Below are 22,753 nucleotides of genomic sequence, written 5' to 3' on the forward strand. Positions count from 1 at the left end.
CCCCCTATTTTGTTAGCGAATGAGCATGTCGACTTTTCTGATGATTCTTGCCGTGCTTGTGATCTTGGCCGGCGCCGTAGCGGCCGGTTACTACTACTTGCAGCGCACTCAGGTCACCAGGCTGGCTGGCGATTTCAAGCTGTACGCACCCTACCTGGTCGAGCAAACCGCGCGCGTACGCCTGCGCGTGCAGCCGCTGGGACGTGAATATATCGGCGAGGAAGATGCCGCCGCCTACGCCGAGATGAAAAAACTGTGGTCGGGGATGACCAACCACCGCATGAAACTGCTCGGCACCTTCGCCTCCGACGAAGACCAGCGCGTGTATATCATCGGCCAGCACCCGGACAACAAGATCGTCGGCCTGGTGGGCATGCAGCGCGGCATGCGCCCGTTCGTCGAGTTCTACAAATTGTCGTCCAGCGGTACGGTGGGGGTGCTCAGCGGCGCTCCCGGCGCGCGCGCGCTGCGCCTTCCCACCTTGACGGTGGAACCGAACAGCAAGGCGTCATGGCGTTCGGCGGTCGCAGCGTTTGCCTCCACGCCGGAAGGGCGCGTTCTCGATGTGAACAACCTGATCGTGCTGTTTGAACGCGTGCATGCGGCGCGCATGGACCATCAACTGGCCGCCGCCCCGACCATGCCCCAGATCAAGTCGCACGCGGGCGCCCTGGGCGCCGGCGACTCCCTGAACGGACAGCAGCTCGAACATGCACTGGAAATGAACCACGTCGCCTGGACCGAAGCGGTGCAGGTCGCGCTGCTCGATAACACCAAGCGCAAGCTCAAGCTGACGGTCGATACCTGGGCCCGGCTGGAGCCGCAGCTGATCGTCATCCATGCGGGCATGAATGTGGACGACGTCCTCGCCAAGCTGGCGGAGTATCCGGCGGTCGATGCGCTGGGCGTGCAGCTCAAGGCGCAGGAAGTGGGACCGCTGGAGATTTTCGACCAGATGAATGAACGCCTGGCGACTGCGGACCGGCGCCGCCTGGTGCTCAAACTGAATTCGCCGGTGGCTGCCGCGATCTACGCGCGCGCCGGTGCGATGCAGTCGGCGGGCGTGTCGCCGCAGGCGCTGGCGACGTAAGTACACGCTCACTTACCCGCACAGAAACCGCTACGATCATCTGCGAGACCCAGGAGCCAAGCAGTAATTAGTGCTTGTGACCGCAGCCCTTGGCCGCCGTCGGCACGCCCGGCAGCTCGGCGCCCGGTTCCCGGCCGGCGTCACCCTCGAAACCGGCGGCGTGCAGGCGCGCCATGTAGTCGGCCCACAAGCTGGTTTGCTCGCTACCGAGCTTGTACAGGTAATCCCACGAAAACAGACCGGTGTTGTGGCCGTCCGAAAAGGTCGGCTGCACCGCGTAGTTACCCACCGGTTCGAGCGCCGTGACGCCAACATCGCGTTTGCCCAGCTGGAGCACTTCCTGCCCCTGTCCGTGGCCGCGCACTTCGGCCGACGGCGAGTACACGCGCAGCAGCTCGAACGGAATCGAAAAACTGCTGCCGTCGTCAAAGGCGATATCGAGCACGCGCGATTTCTGGTGGACGGTCAGTGCGGTCGGGTTCATGCTGGTTTTTCCATGCGGCGGACAATGTCGGCCGCCAGTTTCAGCAGCAGCGCGCGGCGCTCCGCCAGGGTTGATTCGTCGGTTGTGCGTACCGCCACCGTCCACACGGGATTCGGGAAGTGCGCGTCGTCGGCGTAGCGCGGAATGACGTGCCAGTGCAGGTGCGGCGTCATGTTGCCGAGGCTGGCGACATTGATTTTATCGGGCTTCATCACATCGCGCAGCGCCAGTTCCACATGCCACACCGCGTCCGTGAGCAGCAGCCGGTCGCTTGGCGCCAGGTCGGTCATTTCCTTGACGTGATCGTTCCAGATCACGCGGCAAAAGCCAGGATAGGCGGCGTCGTCGACCAGGATCACCGACAGCTTGTCGTTGCGCCAGATCGGTTCGAGCGCCAGTTCACAAAGTTCGCACGTCATACCAATACCCTCTCGATGCCGCCGCTGTTGGCACGGGCTACGTATTCGGGCAGCCAGTTTTCGCCCAGCTTGTGGCGCGCGATTTCGATGACGATGTAGTCGGCGGTGGTGCCGGCATCGTCGTTGTAGCGCGACAGGCCCTGCAGGCACGATGGGCAGCTGGTCAGGATCTTGACGTCGCCGCTGAAGCCATCGGCGCGCAGCTTGTCGGCGCCCTTCTCCATCTCGTCTTCCTTGCGGAAGCGCACCTGCGTGGCGATGTCGGGACGCGATACGCCGAAGGTACCGGACTCGCCGCAGCAGCGGTCGTTCTTTTCGATCTTCACGTTGTCCACCGTCGACACCAGCGCATTGACGGTCTTGACCGAATCCTGCAGCTTCATCGGATTATGGCAAGGCTCGTGGTACATGTAGCGGGTGCCGCTGACGCCTTCGAGCTTGACGCCTTTTTCGAGCAGGTACTCGTGGATGTCCATGATGCGGCAACCGGGGAAGATCTTGTCGAACTCGTAGGTCGCCAGCTGGTCGTAGCAGGTGCCGCACGATACCAGCACGGTCTTGATGTCGAGGTAATTGAGCGTGTTGGCCATGCGGTGGAACAGCACGCGGTTATCCGTCATCATCTTGTCGGCCTTGTCGTACTGGCCGGCGCCGCGCTGCGGATAGCCGCAGCACAGGTAACCCGGCGGCAGCACGGTTTGCACGCCGACTTCCCACAGCATCGCCTGCGTGGCCAGGCCCACCTGCGAGAACAATCGCTCCGACCCGCAACCCGGGAAGTAGAACACGGCTTCGGTGTCGGCCGTGGTCACTTTGGGATTGCGGATGATCGGGATAATCTTGTCGTCTTCGATGTCGAGCAGCGCGCGCGCGGTCTTCTTGGGCAGGTTGCCCGGCATTTTCTTGTTGATGAAGTGGATCACCTGCTCGCGCACCGGCGCCTTGCCGGTGGTTGGCAGCGGCGCGCGGGTCTGCTTCTTGGCGAATTTTTTCAGCACGTTGTGGCCGAAGCGCTGCGCCTTGAAGCCCCAGCCGGCCATGACCTGGCGCGTGGCGTTGATGGTCACCGGGTCGGTCGCATTCAGGAAGAACATCGCCGCCGCGTTGGCAGGCCTGAAGGTCTTCTTGTCCATCTTGCGCAGCAGATTACGCATGTTCATCGACACGTCGCCGAAGTCGATGTTGACCGGGCATGGCGTGACGCACTTGTGGCACACGGTGCAGTGGTCGGCCACGTCCTCGAATTCTTCCCAGTGCTTGATCGAGATACCGCGGCGGGTCTGTTCCTCGTACAGGAACGCTTCGATCAGCGAGGACGTCGCCAGGATCTTGTCGCGCGGCGAATACAGCAGGTTCGCGCGCGGCACGTGGGTGGTGCACACCGGTTTGCATTTACCGCAGCGCAGGCAATCCTTGATGCTGTTGGCGATCTCGCCGATATCGCTCTGCTGCATGATCAGCGATTCGTGGCCCATCAGGCCGAACGACGGCGTGTAGGCGTTGCGCAGGTCGGCACCGAACTCGGGCAGGTTAAGCAGCTTGCCCTTGTTGAAGCGCCCTTCCGGATCGATGCGCAGCTTGTAGTCGCGGAATTCGCTGATTTCTTCTTCGGTCAAAAATTCGAGCTTGGTGATGCCGATGCCATGCTCGCCCGAGATCACGCCGTCGAGCGAACGTGCCAGCTTCATGATGCGGCCGACCGCTTCGTGCGCATCCTGCAGCATGGCGTAGTCGTCGGAATTGACCGGCAGGTTGGTGTGCACGTTGCCGTCGCCGGCGTGCATGTGCAGCGCCACGAACACGCGCGAACGCAGCACCTTTTGATGGATCGCGGTCGATTCGTCGAGAATCAGCTTGTAGGCGGCGCCGTTGAAGACCTGGCGCAGTTGCGCGCGGATCTCCTGCTTCCACGAGACGCGCACAGTGCGGTCCTGGACCACGTCGAACAGGGTGGCACCGGGCTGCTGTGACAGGCGCTCGTCGAATACGACGTCGAGCCGCTCCATGCCGATGGCGCGCAAGGCGTCGCGCGCGCCGGCCAGCGGCTGGTCGAGTTCAGCCAGCAGCCAGGTCCAGCGCGCGTGAACGGCGTCGAGCAGCTCGGTGGCTTGCTGCACGCGGTCGCCCAGCATTTCTTCGTCGCCGATCGATTCACCCGAGGCGTCGTCGCTTTTACCCACCGGCAGATTGCCGGCCGCGAAAAACGCGCGCAGTTGGTCGGTCAGCTGCAGCTTGTTCTTGATCGACAGCTCGATGTTGATGCGCTCGATGCCGTCAGTGTATTCGCCCATGCGGCCCAGCGGAATGACCACGTCTTCGTTGATCTTGAAGGCGTTGGTGTGGCGCGCAATCGCGGCGGTGCGGGCGCGGTCGAGCCAGAACTTCTTGCGCGCTTCCGGGCTGACGGCCACAAAGCCTTCGCCCACGCGGGTGTTCGCGATGCGCACCACTTCCGAGGCGGCTTGCGCCACCGCGTTCTCGTCGTCGCCGACGATGTCGCCGAACAGCGCCATTTTTGGCAGCACGCCGCGTTTCGATTTGGTGGCGTAGCCGACTGCGCGCAGATAGCGCTCATCGAGGTGTTCCAGGCCAGCCAGGCGAATGGTCGCAAAAGCCGGGCCGCCCTTGGCTGGCAGGCCGTCGAGGTAATCCTTGATTTCGACGATCGATGGAATCGCGTCGCGCGCCTGGCCGAAGAATTCGAGGCAGACGGTGCGCGCGTACTTCGGCATCTTGTGCAGGATCCAGCGCGCCGACGTGATCAGGCCATCGCAGCCTTCTTTCTGGATGCCCGGCAGGCCGGCCAGGAATTTGTCGGTGACGTCCTTGCCCAGGCCTTCCTTGCGGAAGCGGCGGCCTTCGATGACCAGCATTTCAGTCTTGAACGGCGCGTCTTTCGCTTCGCCGCGCACATTCGGGTGGGTCCATTCGAGCTTGAAGGTGGCGGTCGGCGCGTCGTGGATTTTCGACAGATTGTGGCCGATGCGCGTCACTTCCAGCCAGTCGCCGTTCGGGTCGACCATCTTCCACGACGCCAGGTTGTCGAGCGCGGTGCCCCACAACACGGCCTTCTTGCCGCCGGCGTTCATGGCGACATTGCCGCCGATGCAGGAGGCCTCGGCCGACGTAGGATCGACCGCGAACACGAAGCCGGCCTTTTCGGCGGCGTCGGAAACGCGCTTGGTAACCACGCCGGCGCCCGAATGGATGGTCGCGTATTCATGGTCCAGGCCGGGCAGCATGGTCATTTCGACTTCGCCCAGGGTGATCAGTTTTTCGGTGTTGATGACAGCCGACATGGGCGTGAGCGGAATGGCGCCGCCGGTGTAGCCGGTTCCTCCGCCGCGCGGAATGATGGTCAGTCCGAGTTCGATGCAGCCCTTGACCAGGCCCGCCATTTCATCTTCGGTGTCGGGCGTGAGCACCACGAACGGATATTCGACGCGCCAGTCGGTGGCGTCGGTCACGTGGGCGACGCGCTTCATGCCGTCGAAGCAGATGTTGTGCTTTTCGGTGTAGCGGCCCAGCACCTTGGTGGTGCGCTTGCGCAGGTCCCAGGTCTGGCGGAATTCATTGCCGAAGTCTTCCACCGCCTTGGACGCCGCCTTGAGCAGCTTTTCCACGTTGGCGCTGCGCGCACGCGCGACTTCGCCGGCCGGGTCGTCGCCATCGAGCGCTTCAACGCTGGTGCGGCGCTTGTCTACTTCGGCCAGGCGGTGATGCAGCGCGTCGATCAGTTCCTGGCGCCGTTTCGGGTTGTCCAGCATGTCGTCCTGGAGGTAGGGATTGCGCCGCACCACCCAGATATCGCCCAGCACTTCGTACAGCATGCGCGCCGAGCGCCCGGTCTGACGCGAGCCGCGTAATTCGTCGAGCAGCTCCCAGGACGACTCGCCCAGCAGACGGATCACGATTTCGCGGTCCGAAAACGAGGTGTAGTTATAAGGGATTTCGCGCAGGCGGGTGGCGGCGTGACCGTTTGGCGTTTCGGCCAGAAGTGCTTGGATTTGTGCGGGGGCGTTCATGTATTGGTGGACTATGTGGACTGACCCTAAGGGAGTTCATTCTAGCGTATTGCGCTGCACAACGCAGGAACAGCCTTCGCTTTTGCAAGGGCTACAGGGGGAAAGTGCACAAACAAATCGATGGCGATTTGAGAAATCGACAAGCGTTTTTTTATTTAATATCGACTTCAGCCAATCAAAATTCCGCCGAAATCACATTTTCCGGAACGATGTGCTGAATCACCCGCCGCCTCAGCGCTCGCGCATCGCCGCGCGCAGGGCGTCGACATAGCGTTCGCTGACGGCGACGTGGGCGCCCGAGCGCAGGGTCAGGCGCCAGGCGCCGTCGCCCACCACCTCCAGGTTGGCGGCCTGGCCGATGCGCACTACGGCACCGCGGTGCACGCGGAGAAAACAGGCGGGGTCGAGATGGCCCAGCAGGCGGCTCAGAGGCAGCCGGTGCATGACGCTGCGCGCGGCCAGATGCAGGCTGACGTAATTACCGCAGGTTTCGATCCAGTCGACGTCGCCCAGCTGGATGCATTCGATGCGGCCGACCGAACGCACGCTCACTTGCTGCCAGTAGCGCTCCGGCGTGCCGGGATGCGCGTCGCTGGCATCGGCCCAGGCGCGCAGCGCCGCACCATAGGCCGGGCGCTGGCGCAGTTCCAGCATCGCTTCGGCGCGCGCCAGGGCCGTGGCCAGGCGCGCATCGTGCACGGGTTTGAGCAGGTAGTCGAGGGCGTGCACCTCGAACGCTTCGAGCGCAAAGGCGTTGTGCGCGGTGACGAAAATGACCAGTGGCGGGTTGGCCAGGCCGGCCAAGGCGCGCGCCAGCACCAGGCCGGAGTCGCCCGGCATCTGGATATCGAGGAATACGACGTCGACGTCCTGCGCAGCGATGCAGGCCTGCGCCGCGGCCACGCTGGCGCACTCGCCAGCCACCTGCCAGCGCGGGTGGTCGGCCAGGGCGTAGCGCAGGTTGACGCGGCCCGGTTCCTCGTCGTCGACGATCAGCGCGCGCACTGTCATTGGTCAGGCGCGTGCAGCGGCATGTGAATATCGACCACGAAGCGGCCGTCTTTCAGGCCCGTTTGCAGCGAAGCGCTGTCGCCGTACGCCAGTTGAAGGCGCGCGCGGGCATGGTGCAGGCCCAGTCCGAGGCCGGGATTGGCCGAGCGGCTCTCGCTGGCCGGGTTGGATACGTGGATCGTCAGGCGATCCGTGGTCACGGCAAAGGCGACACGGATATCGCTCGGACGGTCGTGGCAATCCAGGTCATGGCGCAGCGCGTTCTCGATCAGCGGTTGCAGCAGCAGCGGCGGCATGTCTCCGGCCAGCACGGCCTCGCTGTCGCCTTCGACACTGACCTGCATGCGCGCGCCGTAGCGCAGGCGCTGCAAGGCCAGGTAGTCGTCGAGGAACTGGCGCTCTTCGCCCACGCCAACGTGATCGCGTGCGCTCGCTTCCAGCGCATAGCGCAGCAAGGCACTCAGGTGGTTGATGCCGTCCAGCGCCACCCGCTTGTCGTCCGAGCGCACCAGCGCGCTGATGGCATTCAGGGCGTTGAAAAGAAAGTGCGGTTCCAGCTGGCCGCGCAGCGCCAGCAAGCGTTGCTGCTCCAGCTCCAGGCGCAGGGCCAGGTTGTCGCTCTGGGAACGCATCCAGGCCTGTTCGCGCCGGCGGCCTTCGCGCCAGCTGCACGCGGCCACCACCGCGACGAAGGTAAACGTCACCCATACCAGCGCCATGAACTGCCAGAATCCCGAACGCGCCAGCGCGGCGTCGACCACCGGCGCCATTCCCGACAGCGTACCCTCGTCGTGAAGTTTGAGCATGCCGGCATTGAGCAGTTCGAGCGGCGTGAACACGGCCGCGACCAGCAGGTAGGCGACCAGCATGCGCGGCACGCTGCCCAGCGCCGCCGGGCGGGCGGTGAACAATGCGTAGCACCCGAAGCTCATCGACATCAGCAGCAGGTGCTCGCGCCACCAGAGCCAGAGCAAATGCGCGTAGGGGCGGCTGACGCCACCGCGTTGCAGGTCGTCGATATGGTTACCGATAGCGCCGATCGCGCACAGCACCGTCCAGATCAACACGATCGTCAGGAAGGCCTTGGGCAGGCTGGTTGGCCGGGGTGGATTTTGTGCGGTGGTCATCGATGCAAAGTATACCAGCGCCACCTGGCCATTTTTCTGCCATGCTACCGCCTTCGTCATCCAGTTCCGGCGACTCGTCACATACCGGTGTTGCGTGGCAGGGCGAGCGGACACAATCGGCGTCCCTGTCAACCACTTGATCGTTCATGAAACACTCTCTCGTCTTTTCCGCGCAGGCGATCGCCCTGCTGTCCTCCTTCAGCCATGCCGTCCACGCCCAGGATGCCACCGGCACGATCCAGAGGGTCGAGGTGAGCGGCGCCGGCAGCGCCAATCTGCGGCGCGACGACACTGCCGCGCGCATCGTGGTCGGACGCGACGAGATCGTCCAATATGGCGACACGTCGCTCTCGGCGGTGCTCAAGCGCCAGCCGGGCGTGTCGCTCAGCGGCGGCGAAATCCGCATGCGCGGGCTGGGCGCCGGCTATACGCAGCTGCTGGTCAACGGCGATCCGGTGGCGGCCGGGTTTTCGATCGACAGCATCGCGCCGGCGATGATCGAACGGATCGACATTTTGCGCACTGCCACGGCGGAACTGGGTTCGCAGGCCATCGCCGGGACCATCAATGTGATTCTCAAGAAGGGCAATCCGCGCAAGCAGCGCGACGTGAAACTCGGCACCGGCCTGCTGCCTGGGCGGGGCGACCCGTCGGCGTCGCTGCAATGGGGCGAGCGCGCCGGCGACCTGGCGTATTCGCTGGCGGCCGAGATGACGCGCACGACCAGCGACAACAGCTACATGACGCTTGAAACGCTGGACGACGCCGACGCAGCTCCGCTGGCGCGGCGTGAACTGCGCGAGTGGGCATCGTTTCGCAGCACGCGCCTGAACCTGACCCCGCGCGTGAACTGGACCCTGGCCGACGGCGGCAGCCTGGCGTGGCAGACCTTCATCGATGTCTCGCGCAACGCCAACAACGGCAACGCGGTCGAAACCACCGTCTCCGGCGCGAGCACCGAGTATCCCATCAACGATTACGGCTTCAGGGCGGAAACGGTATCGGCGCGCAGCGACATCAGCCTGGCGCGCCAGGTCGGCGCCGACGGCAAGCTCACGGTCAAGGCGGGGCTCAATCACAACAAGCGCGAATCGGATTATCTGTTCAGGGGCGCGGGCAGTGACCATACGCTGGCGCGCAAGGTGCTCTCGGATGCGGTCGACAACAGCGCCGTCTTGAGCGGCAAATACCTGGCACCGCTGATGCCGGGCCATGCGATGGGCATCGGCTGGGAAGGCGGACGCACCCAGCGCACCGAATCGCGGCGCCAGAACGACAGTAGCGCCACCGGCCGGTTCCTGTCGCAGCTCGATGAGGACTACCGCGCGGTGGTCAGCCGCCTGGCGCTGTTCGCGCAGGATGAATGGACCGTGTTGCCGCGCCTGCAGGCTTACCTCGGGTTGCGCTGGGAAGGGCTGCACACGTCAACCGGGGGGCGCGCGCTGGCGGAAGTGAGCAGCAAATCGTCCGTGCTCAGCCCCGTCACGCAGCTGCTGTGGAAGCTCGATGGCAAGGACCAGCTGCGCTTTTCGCTCTCGCGCACCTACAAGGCACCGGCGGTGCGCAACCTGGTGCCGCGCCGGTACACGGTCAACAACGCCAACGGGCCGACCAATCCGGACGTGCGCGGCAACCCGGCGTTGAAGCCGGAGCTGGCGTGGGGGCTCGATACGGCCTACGAATCGTACTTCGGCAAGAACGGCGTGGTCAGCGTGTCGGCCTATGCGCGCCGGATCGACGCGGTGACTGTGCAAACCCTGTACCAGGAGGATGGCGCCTGGATTTCGACGCCCTTCAACAACGGCAAGGCGAAAGTAGCCGGGCTCGAATTCGACGCCCGCTTCGCGCTGCGCAGCGTGCTGCCGTCGGCGCCGGACATGGACCTGCGCGCCAACGCGGCACGCAACTGGTCGCGCCTGGATGCGGTGCCGGGGCCGGACAACCGCCTGGGCGACCAGGCCCGCATTACGGCCAATATCGGCTTCGATGCGCGCATCTGGGCGCAGTACACGGTGGGGATGAACCTGAACCTGCAGTATGGCGGGGCTACGCAAATGAGCCGCTATCTGCGTAGCGATACGGGTCCGGTGCGCGTGCTCGATGTATATGGAGTGTGGAAGGCCGGTGCGAACACGCAGCTGCGCCTGTCGGTGACGAATGCGCTGCACCGTGACCGGCGCAGCGGCAGTACGTATGCCGATGCCGGCGGCGGCAATACGCGTGCGGGGCGGGCATCGTCGCCGGCGGTGGTGCGGATTGTGCTGGAAACGAGCCTCTGAACGAAGCGGAAGGTACCGCTAAAAAAACATGTGCCAAAAATTGGACAAGGTCTCGCCGAGCCCCTTCCAGAAGCTGTCCGGCACATACAACAGCGCAGTAGTCATGGTCAGGTAGCGCGCGAATTTGCCGATCGCCATATAGCCGAGGCTGGGCCAGAACGGCAAATGCAGCCAGCCGCCCAGTGTGCACAGCGGATCGCCAATCCCGGGCACCCACGACAACAGCATGGTCTTGGCGCCGTAGCGCGCCAGCCAGGCGAACCAGCGCGACTTGCGCTCTTTCGCAAACGCGACCTTGGCGCGGTAGCCGATGAAGTAGTCGAGCGCACCGCCCAGGGTATTGCCCAGGGTCGCCACCAGGATCGCGGGCCAGAACATGCCCGGATTGGCCTTGATCACCGCAAACACGGCCGGCTCGGACCCGAGCGGCAGCAGTGTTGCCGAAATGAACGCTATCACGAAGACCGAGCTGAGCCCGACCGCGGGAGCGGCCAGCAATTTGAGCAGCCAGAGGACAGCGGATTCGATCATGGACGCACTTTGATGGCTGCTGAAGCCGTCCATTATAATGAGGAAAAACTATTGCAACGACACGATACGCCGAGCCCGTCACCCGGAACCGCGCATCGCACTGCAAGCCTCGGCCATCCGCCGACAACACAGTCCAGCGTCAACAGCATCGCGTTCCGGATTTTCCGGCCCAGAATCACTTTGTTTGCAGACTATGACTATCGACTACCTCAAAAAAATCCTGACCGCCCGCGTCTATGACGTTGCCACCGAAACGCCGCTCGAATTGGCGCCGATCCTGTCGCAGCGCATGGAGAACCGCATTTACTTCAAGCGTGAAGACATGCAGAGCGTGTTCAGTTTCAAGCTGCGGGGCGCGTACAACAAGATGGCCAACCTGGCGCCGGCACAGCTCAAGCGCGGCGTGATCTGCGCGTCGGCCGGCAACCACGCGCAGGGCGTGGCCATGTCGGCGGCCAAGATCGGCTGCCGCGCGGTGATCGTCATGCCAACCACCACGCCGAGCGTGAAGGTCGATGCGGTCAAGGCATTCGGCGGCGCCCATGTCGAAGTCATTTTGCACGGCGACTCGTACACCGACGCCTATAACTTCGCCCTGACGCTCGAAAAAGAACAGAACCTCGCCTTTGTGCACCCGTTCGACGATCCGGACGTCATTGCCGGCCAGGGCACGGTGGGCATGGAGATCTTGCGCCAGCATTCGGGCCCGATCCATGCGATTTTCGTGGCCATTGGCGGCGGAGGCCTGATCGGCGGCGTGGCGGCGTACGTCAAGCAGATCCGCCCGGACATCAAGATCATCGGCGTGCAGTCGACCGATTCGGATGCGATGGCGCGCAGCCTGAAAGCGGGCCAGCGCGTGACCCTGTCCGACGTGGGCCTGTTCGCCGACGGCACCGCCGTGCGCCTGGTGGGCGAAGAGACCTTCCGCCTGGCGCAGCTGTACGTGGACGAAATCATCCTGGTCGATACCGATGCGATCTGCGCGGCGATCAAGGACGTGTTCCAGGATACGCGCTCGATCCTGGAACCATCCGGCGCGCTGGCGGTGGCCGGCGCCAAGGCGTATATCGAGCGTTCGGCGATGAGCAAGAACCCGGTGCGCGGCGAGACCCTGGTGGCGATCGCCTGCGGCGCCAACATGAACTTCGACCGCCTGCGTTTCGTGGCCGAGCGCGCGGAACTGGGCGAAGCGCGCGAGGCGGTGTTCGCGGTGACCATTCCCGAGCAGCGCGGCAGCTTCAAGCGCTTTTGCGCGCTGATCGGGCCGCGCAATGTGACCGAGTTTAACTACCGGGTCAGCGATGCGGCCCAGGCGCACGTGTTCGTGGGCGTGCAGATTGCCAGCCGCGGCGAGTCCGGCGTGCTGGCGCGCACCTTCGAGCAGAACGACTTCAAGACACTCGATTTGACGCACGACGAACTGGCCAAGCTGCACATCCGCCATTTGGTAGGCGGCAAGAGTACCTTGGCCCATGACGAGTTGCTGTATCGTTTTGAATTCCCCGAGCGCCCGGGCGCGCTGATGCGCTTCCTCGACAGCATGGCGCCGAACTGGAATATCTCGCTGTTCCATTACCGTAATCAAGGCGGCGATGTGGGGCGGATTCTGGTGGGCTTGCAAGTGCCGGCCGAGGAAATGGAAGAGTTCCGCCTGTTCCTCACCACGCTCGGATACCGTCACTGGGATGAGAGTGCCAATCCGGTGTATAAGATGTTTTTGGGGTGATGCCACTACCCTCGCTGACCTGATCGCCGTCGCTCCCGCCTGCGCGGGGCGACGGTGCTTGAATTTGACTGAATCGATATGACCAACACCGCCGCTCTATCCCCCCTGGGCAAAACGTCCGCCTACCAAACCCAATACGCGCCGGATTTGCTGTTTCCGATCCCGCGCCAGGGCAAGCGCGATGAACTCCAGCTCACCGGCACCCTGCCCTTCTTCGGTGTCGATATCTGGAACGCCTACGAAATCTCGTGGCTGAACATGCGCGGCAAACCCCAGGTGGCGATCGCCACGATCACGGTGCCGGCCGACTCGCCCAACATCGTCGAATCGAAATCCTTCAAGCTATACCTGAATTCGTTCAACCAGACGCGCCTGTCCAGCAGCGACGCCTTGCTGGCCCTGCTGCACGAAGACCTGGCGGGCGGCTTCGGCGCGCCGGTCCACATCACCCTGATCGAACCGCACGCCTTCAACACCGTCAAGATGGGCGAACTCGACGGCGTGCTGCTGGACCGCCTCGACGTCGAGATCGATCATTACTCCCCCTCGCCCGCCCTGCTCAAGGCCGCGAAGGACGCAGCGCCGGTCGAGGAAAAGCTCGTCTCGCACCTGCTCAAGTCGAACTGCCTGGTCACCGGTCAGCCGGACTGGGCCAGTGTGCAGATTCACTACGTCGGCCCGCAGATCGAACAGGAAGGCTTGCTGAAATACCTGATCGGCTTTCGCGAACACAATGAATTCCATGAGCAATGTGTCGAGCGCATCTTTACCGACATCCTGCGCCAGTGCGCGCCGCAAAAGCTGGCTGTGTACGCCCGCTATACCCGCCGCGGCGGACTGGACATCAACCCTTGGCGCAGCAACTTCAGTTCGGGCCGTCCGCCCAATCTGCGCACCGCCCGCCAGTGACGTTTGAGGCAGCGCAAGGGGACTGGTTTCCCCCTGCGCGCACGCTTGACGGCATTGCTACGCGGGAATACCTTGATCGGGAAGGGAACGAGTGTGCTTTTCGGGCGACAGATAACGGCCACCGACTTTGTAATAAGACAACAGGCGCGTGAGCACATGCCGCGCTGAAAAAACGGGCAGCAAGCACAGGAAAAATGGCAAACTGCGTTAAGGACCAGCATTTGTGTGCAAAATCCTCAATTTCATGGCGGAAATTCAAATTTTCGACACCCGCCCCTGGCCCAGGTTTTCCGGCTTGTATGAATCGCTACTCATCTTGCGAAATGTCAATGCAGACTTGATATGGATCGACAACGAATTCCGATTACACAGCTGGCAAACAGGCCTATAATTCTGGCTCGCAAGCACCCTTGTGCATCGCACCAATACTCAGCGTTATGACAAACCTTAGCAAAATTTTATCGCTCGAGAACGTGTTGCTTGATCTCGAAGTGTCCAGCAAAAAGCGCGCTTTCGAGCAAGCCGGGCTGATCTTCGAGAACAACTGCGGAATTGCCCGCTCGACCGTTTCGGACAACCTGTTTGCGCGCGAGCGCCTGGGCTCAACCGGGCTCGGCCATGGCGTGGCCGTGCCGCACGGGCGCATCAAGGGCAGCAAAAGCCTCAAGTCGCCGCTGGCCGCCTTCGTGCGGCTGCTCGAACCGATTCCGTTCGAGTCGCCCGATGGCCAGCCGGTCAACCTGCTGTTCTTCCTGCTCATTCCCGATCATGTGACCCAGCAGCACCTTGAGATTTTGTCCGAGATCGCCGAGATGTTTTCCGACGACGGTTTCCGCACAGCGCTGGCCACCGATCCGGACCCGAAATCGGTCCATGCGCGCATCGTCAATTGGCAACCAAGTCTGCAAGCACTGGGTTAAACTTCCTGGTGCCGGGCGCGTTGGCGCCCTCACTTTTCTGAAGACCCGTTCATGCTGCAAACTCCGCTGACCATCCAACGGCTGTACGACGACAATCGCGAAAGTCTGCAGCTGGGCTGGTTCGCCGGCTTTCCCGGCGGCGAACGCCTCATTTCGGGCGACGTCGCCTCCGCCGCCGACCAGGTCGGCCACCTGAATCTGATCCACCCGGGCCGCATCCAGGTATTCGGACACCAGGAACTGACGTATTACCACCGGCTTAAATCCGGCTCGCGCAGCCACGTCATCGGCGAGCTCATTGCCGGCGGGCCGCCGGCGCTGATCATCGCGCAGGGTCTCGATACGCCGCCCGATATCCTGGCCATCTGCGACGAGCAGAACATCCCCTTGTTTTCCACGCCGCTGCCGGCCGCGCAGGTGATCGACTTCTTGCGCGTGTACCTGTCCAAGAAGCTCGCGCAGCGCATCATCATGCATGGCGTGTTCATGGACGTGCTGGGCGTGGGCGTGCTCATTACCGGCGACTCGGGCCTGGGCAAGAGCGAGCTGGGACTGGAACTGATTTCGCGCAGCCATGGGCTGGTGGCCGACGATGCGGTGGAGTTCTCGCGCATCGCGCCGAACATGATCGAAGGACGCTGCCCGGCGCTACTGCAAAACCTGCTGGAAGTGCGCGGCCTGGGGCTGCTGGATATCAAGGCGATCTTTGGCGAGACAGCCGTGCGGCGCAAGATGCGCCTCAAGCTGATCGTCCATCTCGTGCGCCGCAGCGCGCTGGAAGAAGAAGTCGAGCGCTTGCCGTTTTTGTTCCCGACCGAGGATGTATTGGGACTGCCGATTCGCAAGGTGGTGATTCCCGTGGCGGCCGGTCGCAACATCGCTGTATTGCTCGAAGCGGCGGTCCGAAATACGATTCTTCAGTTGCGCGGCATCGATACGTTACAGGAATTCATGGAACGTCAGCGTCAGGCGATGAGTTCAGACTAGGCCTGTTTACGGAGTGTGCCCTTGCAAGGGCATACCGTTCCACAGGCACGGAGCCATGCTCCGTGAAACCCCTGCTTCACCAGGCGATGAGTTCAGACCAGGCCTGTTTACGGAGTGTGCCCTTGCAAGGGCACACCGTTCCGCAGGCACGGAGCTACACCCTGTAACTTCCCTCCCCCCTCGTGATCTGAACTGACTACTCCTGCATGATGGACACCGCATTCGGATCGCGCTGATGGCCTTGCCGCTCCAATCCGCGAAACAGCATTCTGTTCCCGTGCATCGCCACGAGCTGCGGCTCAAAGAGCACCGGGATGATCGGCTCCGGTCGCGCATCCGTCCCAACTGCGAACAACTTCAGTTCACGCCACGTCTCTACCGCGCACATCGTCAGATGGGGCAGCGCCAGGGTCCGCATATATGTCCCGGTCGGGCCGACGCGCCCCGCGAACTCGTCATCTTTTGACTATGCTGTACATCCATACAGTATAGCCCACGTATCTCGCCCTCGCATCTCAGGCTCGTGCGACATCACGCACAGGCAGAAGTTCGCCCGATTCTTTTGATCTGGAACAACCCCCATTTAGTTGGTTTTATTAGGATAAAAATCAGTGCTCGGAAAAGCCTTCATTGACTAAGAGTCATAACGATCCGAATGGGAGTTGATATGAACAAGAAATTGACGTCAAAAATTTTTTCTGCTTTATGGGTATTCGGACTGGCAAGCGCCGAAGCCTTCGCGAGCAGCCCTGTTGAAGCCAAAACACTAACCGTAACCAAGGCGGATGTATCGCCGGAACAAAAAGCAATCGATTCTACGATTGCTAAGCTAGCTATCCAGATGGCTCTACAAACAAAGCGTACGGTTGTAAACGGTAAAACTCAGTCTGAGACACGGCCGGACGGAACTGTTGGAACGTATCTCTACGACCGCAATGGTCGCCTCCAAGGAATCACGTATTCCGATGGCAGGGCAATCACGTCTATCTATGACGAAAATGGAAATATCCAATCGATCGTGGAAAACGGCACCGGCCGAAAAGTTGTTTTTAAAAAAAAGACGGTCATTCCAAATGAAAAAGAAATCGCAGCCGCTTTCGCCATTGAGAAGGGGATATCAGTCCTTATCGACCGACAACATTCGAGCGAAGCCGATCCGATTTGCGAGGAGAAAAGTCCGATTCCCTGCATCGTTGAAGCGCCGGGAACTCGCGGCGGAGGCGACTGGCCTGTCGGCGGACCCCGCCGCATTCCAACGGGCGGCGGAGGAGGTGGTGGTGGTGGCGGTGGTGGCGGAAATGACGGTCCGCCCAAGTCCTATGAAGAGTGGTCCAAAAACCCGCCGAAGTGCGTAACGGATTTGTGCGTTCCCGCAGCACTTAAGCAAAACTGGATTTGCACCATTACAATGTTCAACCCAAAAAGCTTGGAAGAATGCTACCAAGAGGCAACCAAGTTTTACAAAAGATGCGCGGAGAGCTGCTATTCCGGTGATTGGAAGTGGGTTGACGGATACGGAAAAGATAAGTGGTTGAAAAATCACTCCTACGAAACTTACGATCATTAGTGCGGTCTAAATCGCTTTTGCGATACGGAGTTGCGTTATGGATCAACATTTGCAGATGGAAAAGTTAAGAGACACTTTTATGAGTGCATGCGACCTAATCGGGGAGGGCAATTATGAGGCGGCGTTGGAAGCACTAGTTTGGATTCATGACAATCCGATTCCAGATCTTCTGCCATCTGAGATGTTTAGGCGCATCTACGGTTTTCAAACGTGGGGGATTTTAGCTTCACGATACCCGGCAGCAAAGCAGAAAATGGAAGAGCTTCTGGCAAGAAAGATCGAGGCTGCTGAAAAGGGGGGGGCAAGCACATCAATTAGAGCCGATATTGGCAGAATGCGAGAAATTCTTGCATCGTACCTCTTTACTTCGCCCGAATAATATCCGCTTGCACCACCCCAAGGGCAGCAGATAAATTCCATCCATCCTCTGCCGCCTGGATCATCTTGGTCCTGTCCTCCGGCTTCGTGTACATGAGCGTGGCGCCGTGCGCACCGCAGGTGCATTCCAACTTGACGATCTGGACCGCGTCGGCGAAGCGCTCGGTCAGCGTCGGCGTGGCGTTGCATCGGCGGGCGCGGAGGCTCATGCTGCAGCCAGCATTTCCGGCGTCACAGTGTTGCGCGCCACTATTGCCCGCAACCACATGGATGATGCCAGGTCGTGATTACCCTCCGCCATCAGTACGATCACCAGCTCATGCCCAGCCAGCGCGAAACTGCTTGGCGTTCCAGACCTGGGCCAAGGCATTCTCGTAGCGCTTGCCGTTCGCCGCTGCGAGATGCTGGGCTTGGGCGCCGTGCGTCGGCTGCGGCCTGGGTCGCTGCCAGTGCATTGACGGCGCGGTTCTGCTCACGGATCGCTGTTCAAACCAGGTCTGTTTACGCGGTAAGCCCTTGCAAGGACACACCGTTTCGCAGGCACGGAGCGGTGCTCCCTGAGCCCCCTGCTTCACCAGGCGATGAGCAGCGACTAAACCTAGCTGTACGCACAGGTAGCGCCAAAGACCGTTGTAAAATCTCTGTTGCCTGTTGAGAATCATGCATAGTGCCTAAGCAAAGCCCACCCGCTTGGGGTATCATCGGGCCTATGCGCATTGTACTCATTACAGGTATTTCCGGATCGGGCAAATCGGTCGCCCTCAACGTGCTTGAAGATGCAGGCTACTACTGCGTCGACAACCTTCCGCCAGCCTTGTTACCGAGCCTGATCGACGCGCTGATCGCGGACGGCACTGCCTGCGCCGCCGTCGCGGTCGATGCGCGCAGCGCCCAGTCGCTGGTCGAACTGCCCACCAACATCCGTTTGCTGAAAGACCAGGGCCACGACATCAAGGTCATGTTCCTGACCTCGAACACGCACTCGCTGGTCGCGCGCTTTTCCGAAACGCGGCGCAGCCATCCGCTGTCGCACCAGCTGCGTCCCGATGAAAATCCCGCTTCGCGCCGCACCCTGATCGAGTGCATTCTCGAAGAGCGCGAGCGCCTGTCCGCCATCGAACAGCTGGGCCACGTGATCGACACGTCCGACCTGTCAGCCAACAAGCTGCGCGCGTGGATCAAGGAACTGGTCGAGATCGAACGCGCGCCGCTCACGCTCTTTTTCGAGTCGTTCGCGTTCAAACTGGGCGTACCGCTCGACGCCGACTTCGTATTCGACGTGCGCGCCTTGCCCAATCCCTACTACGACCTGACGCTGCGCCCCCTCACCGGCATGGATGCGCCGGTGATCGCCTTCCTCGACGCCCAGCCCAGCGCGGCCGAACTGCTGGAAGACATCCGCGCCTTCGTCGAGAAGTGGCTGCCGTCGTTCAAGACCGACAACCGCAGCTACCTGACCGTGGCGCTGGGCTGCACCGGCGGGCAGCATCGCTCGGTGTACATGGCCGAGCGCCTCGCCGCCTACTTCAGCCCGACCGAACGGGTCGTGCTCAGGCACCGCGAACAGTCCTGACCCGCCGGCTCATTTGGGCCGTTCAACATCATGCTCGAACGTGATGCGTAGCGCCGCGCCGGGCGTCAGCTCGCGCCTGGTGGAGCGCATGCCGCCGTCGCCGCCATGGTCCGACTGCGAAACGTTTGAACGCCGCAGCACATTGCTCAGTCCGACCCGCAGGCGCGTCTGCTTGCCCGCTCCCCACAAGACATACATATCCAGCAAGCGCGTGCCGCCATTCCATTCGCGCCATACGGGCGAGTAGCGCGTCACCGCACCGCGCGCGTACGTGAAGCTCGCCCCCACCGTCAGCGCGGCGCGCACATCGATGCCCAGGCTGGCCGTGAGCGGCGCCTGCTCCGCCAGCCGGTTGTCCGGCCCCTGTACCTTGTCGATGCGCGACCAGTTGCGCGCCACGTTGCCGTTCAACGCCGCGCGCGCCACACCGGGCAGCGGCAGCTTCGCTTCCAGCGCGATGCCGCGCGCGCTCGCCCTGCCCTGGTTGGCCGGCGTCGATACCCAATCCGCGCCATCCTGGAACAGCCGCGTGACCGTCACGTGGTCGATGCGGCGCACGTAAGCGCTGGCCGCCAGCAAGCCATCCTTGCCGATGTGGCGGTCGTAGCCGGCATCGAGGCCCCAGGCTTTTTCGGGCCGCAGCGCCGGGTTGCCCTCGCTGTGCGGATTGGTGGCGCTGTTGTTGTTGTCGACCGTGTAGCGGCGCGGGATCAGGCTGCCCATCGCGGGCGCCTTGTAGGTGCGGGCCAGTCCCGCGCGCAGCTGGTGGCCGGCGGCCGGTTTGTACAGCGCTTGCAGCACCGGCGCGGGGATCACGCTGCGCTGGCGCACCGCCGCCACGCCGGCTTCGGCGACCGAGGTACACAGCGTTTCCCAGCGCAGGCCGGCCGAGAGCGACCACGCGGGGCTGATCTCCCAGCCATCCTGCGCGAACACGCCAAGCCGGTCGATGATGCCGTGATAGCGGTTGTCGGTCAGGAGCGGCGCCTCGTCGAAGGTATCGCGTTCGCTGGCAACGCGGGTCTGGCTGCGCGTCGTGTGCGCGCCATCCCAGCCGGCCGTGAGCGTGTGACCGCCGCCCACAGGCCGCGTCCAGCTGGCGCCCGCGTGGTAGCCGCCTTCGCGCAACTCGGACGTGACCAGGTTGAGCGCGGGCGCGCGCCTGCCATTGATCACATCGCCGAACTCGAAGTCGGACTCGCGCCGGCTGCGGTGGATGCCGCCCCTCGCTTCGATGCGCGCGCCCTCGCCCAGGCTGCGCGCCCATTCCAGATCGGCGCGCAGCCATGTCGCCGGCATGCTGAACACTGCGGCGCGCTGCGGATGCAGGGTCGGCGCCCCTTCCTGCGTGGTCTCGCTGGCCCATGCATCGGTCGCGCGCCGGCTGTTGCTGAGGAAGGCCTGCAAGCCGAGCGTGTCGCCGTTGGCCAGCTTCCAGTTGGCGCGCGGCGACAGGCTCGCAAGGCGCGTGGTGTTGACTTCGTTCAGGCGTGTGCTGCGGCGCAGGCCGGGCCCCGTCTCTTCCTCGTGCGACGGCGCGGGCAAGGGCGAATACGACAGGCTCACCGGAACCGAATACGAAAACGCATCGTCCTTGCCGCTGAATTCTCCGCCCAGGCTGGGCGAGGGCCGGCCGTGCTGCGTGTCCAGCCCTGCCTTGACGGTGGCGCGCAGGCGCGTGGCCGACTTGCGCAGCACGATGTTGACGCTGCCGGCGATGGCCTGCATGCTCGTCGCCGCCGAGGCGCCGCGCGCAATCTCGACCCGTTCGATCAATTCGGGCGCCAGCGATTCAAGCGAAAAGCCGGCCGGCGCGGCCACGCCGTTGAGCAGCACCTGCGTGTAGCCGTTACCCAGGCCGCGCAGGCGGATATCGCTGGCGCGCCCGCCGCCGCCGCCGATGGTGATGCCGGGCACGCGCTTGAGGGCGTCGCCGAGCGAACGGTCGCCATGGCGCATCAGCTCTTCGCGTCCCACCACCAGGCTGGCGGCCGTTTCCTCGCTGCGCTGGTCGTAACGGGCGCCCGCGATTTCGATTTTGGGAAGCACGTCGGCGGCCAGCGCAGGCGAGGATAAAGCCAGCGCGCAGGCGCAGGCATACGGACGGATCTGCATGGGTTTCCTTCGATGGTGTTCAGGGACGAGCACAGCCCTGCGGCGCTGCTGCGCCGCAGGGGAAACCGCGCCTGACCGGGGGAGTTGGTTAAAGTTTGGCGGGACGCTTGCGCAGCGCCTGCGAAGTGGCATAGGCGTCGAGGGACGTCAGCATCCGCTGCGGATCGATGCGCTCGCCGTTACGGAAGGCTTCCAGATGCAGGTGGGGACCGGTGACCTTGCCGGTGTCACCGGCCAGGCCGATCATCTCGCCGGCGCGCACCACCTGGCCCGGCTGCGCCGAACGCACGCTCAGGTGAGCGTACAGCGAGCGCACGCCGTTGGCATGTTCGATCACGATCACATCGCCGTATTGCGGCCCGCCTTCGTACTGCGCAGTCGATGCGAGCACGGTGCCGCTGGCTGCCGCCAGCACGGGCGTGCCGGTGCGCGCGGCGAAGTCGATGCCGTGATGGCCGTCTTCCAGGTTCTTGCGCGCGGCGCCGTAAAAGCTGGTGACGCGCACGCGGTCGACCGGCATCCGCCACTGCTGCGGCGCGCTGGCGGCGGGTGCCGCTGCTGGCGCGGTGGCTTCCAGCGCGCGCCAGGCGAACGCCGGTTGCAGGAACAGGCTCGCGCCCAGCACCGACACCAGCGCGGCGGCCACCGCGGCCTTGCCCGGCAAGCCGGCCGCGCGCAATCCCTGCTCGCGGATCAGGCCCACCCTGGCGCGCAGCGATGCGGTGTCGCCATGGCCAAAGGCGATGCTGGCTGTCGGCACGCCGAAGCTTTCCTGCTGCACCTTGAGCTGGGCCACCAGGGCGGCCGCATACTGCTTGCGCTGCTGCGCAGGGCGGCCGGCCAGCACGGCGCGGTCGCATCCCAGTTCCTGCGCCCAGTTCAGGCGCCGGGTCAGCACAGCCAGCAGGGGATTGAACCAGAACAGGGTTTGCAGCAGCATGCCCGCGTGCAGCCACAAGGGATCGCGGCGCTGCCAGTGGGTCAGTTCATGGGCGACGATCAGGCGCTGCTGCTCGTCGCTGAAGCTGCGCAGATGGCGCGGCAGCAGCAAGTGTGGCCGCGCGAGGCCGGTCAGCATGGGCGAGATGGCGGCATCGGTTTCGGATATGCGCAGGCCGCGCCGCAGCAGCGCAGCCACCGGATCGGCGCCAAAGCCCGCGTGCTGCGCCAGTGCCGGGGCGTCGAGCGGGCGCGCGCTGGCCAGCAAGGCGCGCAGGCCGCGCTGCGCATGCATCCAGCGTGTGCCGGCGGCCAGCAGGCCAGCCGCATACAGCGCCAGCCAGGCTTGCGCGAGCAGCTCGATGACATCGACGTCGTCGTCGGCACCATCCACGTCATCCGCCCCAACGTGCTGCGGCGGCTTCGCGGCGACGGCCGCCGAACGTTCGATCTCGATGGCCGGCAGTACGCTGTAACTGGCGCTGTGCGGCAGCAGCGCGAGCACGAAGGCGCAAGCGATGGCCGCCTGCGACCAGAGCCACACCGAGCGGTGCCCGGCCAGCACCGGCCACGCGCGCGTCGCGAGCGAGAGCAGCGCCAGGATAACGGCGGCCGCAATGCCGCAGGTGATGCTCGCTTTAAGGAAGGGAAAGGCGATCGCGTTCAGCAT

The 22,753-nt window shown here is 63.4% G+C and carries 19 protein-coding genes; 9 read left to right on the top strand and 10 right to left on the bottom strand.

Annotated elements, in window-relative coordinates; genetic code table 11:
* Positions 1-25 precede the first annotated feature (25 nt).
* Positions 26-1,090: a hypothetical protein gene (locus PO883_RS03015; protein WP_289308437.1), complete on the top strand. Its 1,065-nt coding sequence runs from the start codon at positions 26-28 to the stop codon at positions 1,088-1,090.
* Positions 1,091-1,157: 67 nt separating this feature from the next.
* On the opposite strand, the gene PO883_RS03020 is transcribed toward PO883_RS03015, so the two are convergent.
* From PO883_RS03020 to PO883_RS03040, 5 genes are all read right to left on the bottom strand, one after another.
* Entirely contained in the window at positions 1,158-1,574 is a 417-nt protein-coding gene (locus PO883_RS03020) for a gamma-butyrobetaine hydroxylase-like domain-containing protein (RefSeq protein WP_167093107.1), read from the bottom strand.
* Entirely contained in the window at positions 1,571-1,993 is a 423-nt protein-coding gene (locus tag PO883_RS03025) for an HIT family protein (RefSeq protein WP_289308438.1), read from the bottom strand. Before PO883_RS03025 ends, PO883_RS03020 begins: the two co-directional genes overlap by 4 nt.
* Complete coding sequence (locus PO883_RS03030; RefSeq protein ID WP_289308439.1) at positions 1,990-6,018, bottom strand: FAD/FMN-binding oxidoreductase; 4,029 nt, start codon at positions 6,016-6,018, stop codon at positions 1,990-1,992. The genes PO883_RS03025 and PO883_RS03030 overlap by 4 nt, the downstream gene beginning before the upstream one ends.
* Before the next feature lie 231 nt (positions 6,019-6,249).
* On the bottom strand, positions 6,250-7,029 hold the full coding sequence (locus PO883_RS03035; RefSeq protein WP_289308440.1) for a LytTR family DNA-binding domain-containing protein: 780 nt from the start codon (positions 7,027-7,029) through the stop codon (positions 6,250-6,252).
* A complete protein-coding gene (locus PO883_RS03040; protein ID WP_289308441.1) occupies positions 7,026-8,216 on the bottom strand; it encodes a sensor histidine kinase in 1,191 nt (396 codons plus the stop codon). The genes PO883_RS03035 and PO883_RS03040 overlap by 4 nt, the downstream gene beginning before the upstream one ends.
* Before the next feature lie 86 nt (positions 8,217-8,302).
* Here PO883_RS03040 and PO883_RS03045 point away from each other — a divergent pair, with 86 nt between their 5' ends.
* Positions 8,303-10,435, top strand: coding sequence for a TonB-dependent siderophore receptor (locus tag PO883_RS03045; RefSeq protein ID WP_289308442.1), 2,133 nt, complete (start codon positions 8,303-8,305; stop codon positions 10,433-10,435).
* Between the two features lie 18 nt (positions 10,436-10,453).
* Here PO883_RS03045 and PO883_RS03050 read toward each other — a convergent pair whose 3' ends face one another.
* Positions 10,454-10,966: a YqaA family protein gene (locus PO883_RS03050; protein WP_289308443.1), complete on the bottom strand. Its 513-nt coding sequence runs from the start codon at positions 10,964-10,966 to the stop codon at positions 10,454-10,456.
* A 193-nt stretch (positions 10,967-11,159) separates the two neighbouring features.
* On the opposite strand from PO883_RS03050, the gene ilvA reads away from it, so the two are divergent.
* The 4 genes from ilvA (at position 11,160) to hprK (ending at position 15,511) form a co-directional block, all read left to right on the top strand.
* On the top strand, positions 11,160-12,695 hold the full coding sequence (gene ilvA / locus PO883_RS03055; protein WP_289308444.1) for a threonine ammonia-lyase, biosynthetic: 1,536 nt from the start codon (positions 11,160-11,162) through the stop codon (positions 12,693-12,695).
* Between the two features lie 78 nt (positions 12,696-12,773).
* Positions 12,774-13,604 carry an NADPH-dependent 7-cyano-7-deazaguanine reductase QueF gene (queF, locus tag PO883_RS03060; RefSeq protein WP_289308445.1) on the top strand — a complete coding sequence of 277 codons (831 nt, stop codon included), beginning with the start codon at positions 12,774-12,776 and terminating at the stop codon, positions 13,602-13,604.
* Between the two features lie 437 nt (positions 13,605-14,041).
* Positions 14,042-14,524: a PTS sugar transporter subunit IIA gene (locus tag PO883_RS03065; RefSeq protein WP_289308446.1), complete on the top strand. Its 483-nt coding sequence runs from the start codon at positions 14,042-14,044 to the stop codon at positions 14,522-14,524.
* A 51-nt stretch (positions 14,525-14,575) separates the two neighbouring features.
* A complete protein-coding gene (gene hprK, locus PO883_RS03070) occupies positions 14,576-15,511 on the top strand; it encodes an HPr(Ser) kinase/phosphatase (protein ID WP_054265941.1) in 936 nt (311 codons plus the stop codon).
* A 196-nt stretch (positions 15,512-15,707) separates the two neighbouring features.
* On the opposite strand, the gene PO883_RS03075 is transcribed toward hprK, so the two are convergent.
* The gene (locus PO883_RS03075; protein ID WP_289308447.1) at positions 15,708-15,929 is read right to left on the bottom strand and encodes a hypothetical protein; all 222 of its coding nucleotides are present in this window, start codon (positions 15,927-15,929) and stop codon (positions 15,708-15,710) included.
* 249 nt (positions 15,930-16,178) lie between these two features.
* Here PO883_RS03075 and PO883_RS03080 point away from each other — a divergent pair, with 249 nt between their 5' ends.
* Entirely contained in the window at positions 16,179-17,078 is a 900-nt protein-coding gene (locus PO883_RS03080) for an RHS repeat domain-containing protein (RefSeq protein ID WP_289308448.1), read from the top strand.
* 37 nt (positions 17,079-17,115) lie between these two features.
* Complete coding sequence (locus tag PO883_RS03085) at positions 17,116-17,457, top strand: hypothetical protein (protein WP_054265938.1); 342 nt, start codon at positions 17,116-17,118, stop codon at positions 17,455-17,457.
* Here the strand turns inward: PO883_RS03085 and PO883_RS03090 are convergent.
* The gene (locus PO883_RS03090; RefSeq protein WP_289308449.1) at positions 17,441-17,665 is read right to left on the bottom strand and encodes a hypothetical protein; all 225 of its coding nucleotides are present in this window, start codon (positions 17,663-17,665) and stop codon (positions 17,441-17,443) included. The genes PO883_RS03085 and PO883_RS03090 overlap by 17 nt on opposite strands.
* A 500-nt stretch (positions 17,666-18,165) precedes the next feature.
* Between PO883_RS03090 and rapZ the strand changes: the two genes are divergently transcribed.
* Positions 18,166-19,029 carry an RNase adapter RapZ gene (gene rapZ, locus PO883_RS03095; protein WP_054265936.1) on the top strand — a complete coding sequence of 288 codons (864 nt, stop codon included), beginning with the start codon at positions 18,166-18,168 and terminating at the stop codon, positions 19,027-19,029.
* A gap of 9 nt (positions 19,030-19,038) precedes the next feature.
* On the opposite strand, the gene PO883_RS03100 is transcribed toward rapZ, so the two are convergent.
* Positions 19,039-21,144, bottom strand: a complete 2,106-nt coding sequence (locus PO883_RS03100) for a TonB-dependent siderophore receptor (RefSeq protein ID WP_289308450.1) — start codon at positions 21,142-21,144, stop codon at positions 19,039-19,041.
* An 88-nt stretch (positions 21,145-21,232) separates the two neighbouring features.
* On the bottom strand, positions 21,233-22,753 hold the full coding sequence (locus PO883_RS03105; protein WP_289308451.1) for a M23/M56 family metallopeptidase: 1,521 nt from the start codon (positions 22,751-22,753) through the stop codon (positions 21,233-21,235).

This window comes from Massilia sp. DJPM01, from assembly GCF_030348125.1.
GTDB classification, from domain to species: Bacteria; Pseudomonadota; Gammaproteobacteria; order Burkholderiales; family Burkholderiaceae_D; genus Telluria_A; species Telluria_A frigida.